The organism is Mesorhizobium sp. M7A.F.Ca.CA.002.15.2.1 (assembly GCF_003998715.1).
GTDB lineage: Bacteria > Pseudomonadota > Alphaproteobacteria > Rhizobiales > Rhizobiaceae > Mesorhizobium > Mesorhizobium ciceri.
In genome coordinates this window covers 1-3,188 of record NZ_RZPI01000637.1, presented here as the reverse complement: position 1 = coordinate 3,188, position 3,188 = coordinate 1, and the positions used below count along the sequence as shown (strand labels likewise).

At 65.1% G+C, this 3,188-nt stretch carries 2 protein-coding genes; both read left to right on the top strand.

The genetic code is table 11. From position 1 onward, the window contains the following. A partial coding sequence (locus ENZ74_RS26625; protein ID WP_164761233.1) for a PAS domain-containing hybrid sensor histidine kinase/response regulator occupies positions 1-2,281 on the top strand: 2,281 nt, incomplete at its 5' end. Between the two features lie 182 nt (positions 2,282-2,463). Next, on the top strand, positions 2,464-3,188 hold a 725-nt coding region (locus tag ENZ74_RS26620), incomplete at its 3' end, for a GNAT family N-acetyltransferase (protein WP_164761234.1).

Genomic DNA, 3,188 nt, shown 5'->3' with positions numbered 1-3,188 from the left:
ATCCGGCAGCCAACAGGCGGACACTGGCGACGATGTCGATGCGGTGCTCCCGCCGGCGTCGACGCGGCGCTTCGTCGCCGCGCCGCCGCTGGTGCCCGAGCCGGAATTCTCCAGGCGCGAAGGCCTGTCCTTTCTGACATTCGTCGCCATCGTGGTGATGGCCGGGCTGGCGCACCTGACCGGGGCACCGATGTTCATCAGCGTTGCATTGCTCGCAACCGGCCTAGCCGGCCTTGCCATGCATCTGCGCGCCAGGCGGAGCGAACATCGCACCGCCGCCCTTCTTGACGAAACCACGGCCCGCAGCCGCGCCGAGATCGAGACGCTGGCCGACCGCATGTGGGAGATGCAGGAGAGCGATGAGCGCTTTCGTGGCCTGATCGACGCGCTTGGAGATCTCGTCATCCATCGCGACCGCGACGGCTACATCGTCTATGCCAACAAGGTCTTCGCCGATCTCGTCGAGATCGACCAGCGCGATCTTGCCGGCAAGACCCTGGCGGAACTCGGCATCGAGGTCGGCATGGTTCCCGATGCCGCCTTTTCCGACCATGAGTGCCTGAGTTCCACCGATGTCTCTATCAGCACGCCGAGCGGGCAGCGCTGGTTCTCCTGGATCGAACTGTCGGTGCGCGACAAGGACAGTGGCGCGGTTTCGCACCGCGCCATCGCCCGCGACATCACCGCCCGCAAACGCGCCGAGTCCTCGCTGATCACCGCACGCGAACGGGCCGAATATGCCAGCCAGGCCAAATCGCGTTTCCTCGCCACCGTCAGCCATGAAATCCGCACCCCGATGAACGGCATCATGGGCATGGCCAGGTTGCTCGCCGACACCAGCCTGTCGCCGGAGCAGCAGACCTATGTCGGCGCCGTCTCGACCTCAGCCAGCGCATTGCTTGCCCTGATCGAGGATCTTCTCGACTATTCCAAGATCGAAGCCGGGCGTTTCGACCCGGAGCCGCAGCCGATGTCGGTGCGCGAGATCGCCGACAACATCATCGAATTGCTGGCGGCGCGCGCCTTCGCCAAGGATATCGGGCTGGGTTGTCATGTCGAACCCGACGTGCCGCAATTGATCACCGCCGATCCAGGCAAGGTCAGGCAGGTGCTTCTCAACCTCATCGGCAACGCCATCAAGTTCACCGACAGCGGCGGCGTGCTGGTGAGCATTGCACGCGCACGCACCGAAACCAGCGACCGCATATGCTTTACCATCGCCGATACCGGTCCGGGCCTGCATGATGCCGACCTGGAGCGCATTTTCGAGGAGTTCGAGCAGGCCGACGGCACGTCGACACGCACACATGGCGGGGCCGGCCTCGGCCTTGCCATCTCCAGGCGCCTGGTGGCCGCCATGGGTGGCACGATCTCGGTATCCAGCCGGCTCGGCCAGGGATCCGAGTTCGTCTTCGAAGTCCCTGCGACAGCGGCCACCGAAGCGCCGCAGGGCCGCCAGAATGCTCTCTCGGGCAGACGCGTGGTGATCCTGTCGAAGAACGCCGTCGAGGCCGACGCCATCGCCCGCACCATCCGTGCCAACGGTGGCGCGGTCGACATCGCCACCACCGCCGCACAGGCCGCGCCTTTCGCCGCCGGCTGCGACGCGATCCTGGTCGATGCAGCGATGGAGGAAGGCGACGGAAGGCTGCTCAAGCGCCTGCGCCAGAGCGGTTTCTCCGACTGTGAGGCGATCACGCTGATCGCGCCGACAGATCGCGGCATGCTTGGCGAGTTCCGCGCCAGCGGCTACGCAACCTTCCTGGCCAGGCCGGTGCGCGGCGGAACACTTTTGCGTGTACTGTTGAGCAGCCATGCTCCGAGCCTCGGCCCGCCGCAGCCGGAAAAGCGCGGCGCGCCGACACTGCGCGCCGTCGGCAACCGCCAGCGCGGCCTGTCGGTGCTGATCGCCGAGGACAATGACATCAATGCCATGCTGGCCCGCGCCACGCTGCTGAAGGCCGGGCATCGCGTCAGGGTGGTCGGCAACGGCAAGGCGGCCGTCGAGGCTGTCACCGGCGCCGCGCACAAGGACCGCTTCGACGTGGTCTTGATGGATCTGCACATGCCGGTCATGGACGGGCTGGACGCGATTGCCGCCATCCGCCGCCATGAGGAAGAAAGTGCCGTGCGGCCGGTGCCGATCATGGTGCTGTCGGCCGACAGCCAGGAAAAGACCCGCCATGCGGTGTTGGCCCATGGCGCCAGCGGCTTTGTCACCAAGCCGCTCGACCCCGAGGCGCTGGTCAATGCCGTCGAGGGCCAGGTCGTCGCGGCCTGAGCTTTCCACCGCCCGTTCCGCACCGGGCGATCACTTAAACGTAGCCGGTTGATCGTATTCGCCAGCCGACGAAGTATTGCCCACGACGTCGTATCACGGTACTGTCACAATCCTGTTGCACCTACACCGTATCCCCGTGCCAAGAGGGATGGCTCGAAGGAGAATCACTCGTGCATACAGTTATGCCGGAATGTGACACTCGGCCGAACGCCAGCAGCGCCTTGCTTGCCGGACGTAACGTCGATTCCGTCATAAAGGGCGCGGCACTGGGCCGTATAGGCAATCTTGAAGTGCGGCTCGCTCGCAACGAGGCCGAGATCGCGGCCGCGCAGGAAGTGCGCTACCGGGTGTTCTACGACGAACTTGGCGCCAGGAAGGACCTGTTCCAGGCCCATGACCGCCGTGACGCCGACCGGTTCGATCCACTCTGCGACCATCTGCTGGTTTTGGACACCACGCTTTCCGGTCCCGAACATCGCCGTATCGTCGGTACATATAGGCTGCTGCGGCAAGAAATCGCGGCCACGGCCGGCGGTTTCTATTCCGAAGGTGAATTCGAGCTGACCAAGCTCATTGCCCGTCACCCCGGCCAGCGTTTCCTGGAACTCGGCCGCTCCTGCGTCTTGCCGGAATACCGCTCGAAACGCACCATCGAGGCGTTGTGGCAAGGCATCTGGGCCTACATCAACCATTACGAAATCGGTGTGATGACCGGTTGCGCTTCTTTTCACGGCACCGTGCCGGCGGCGCATGCCGAGGCGCTCACCTACCTCGCCCACCACTGCCGCACAAATTCGGCCTGGGACGTGCGCGCGGTCTCCGGGCGCTACTGCTCGATGGACCTGATGCCGATCGAGGCGGTCAATGCCAAGGCGGCGATCGCCGCGATGCCGCCTCTGGTCAAGGG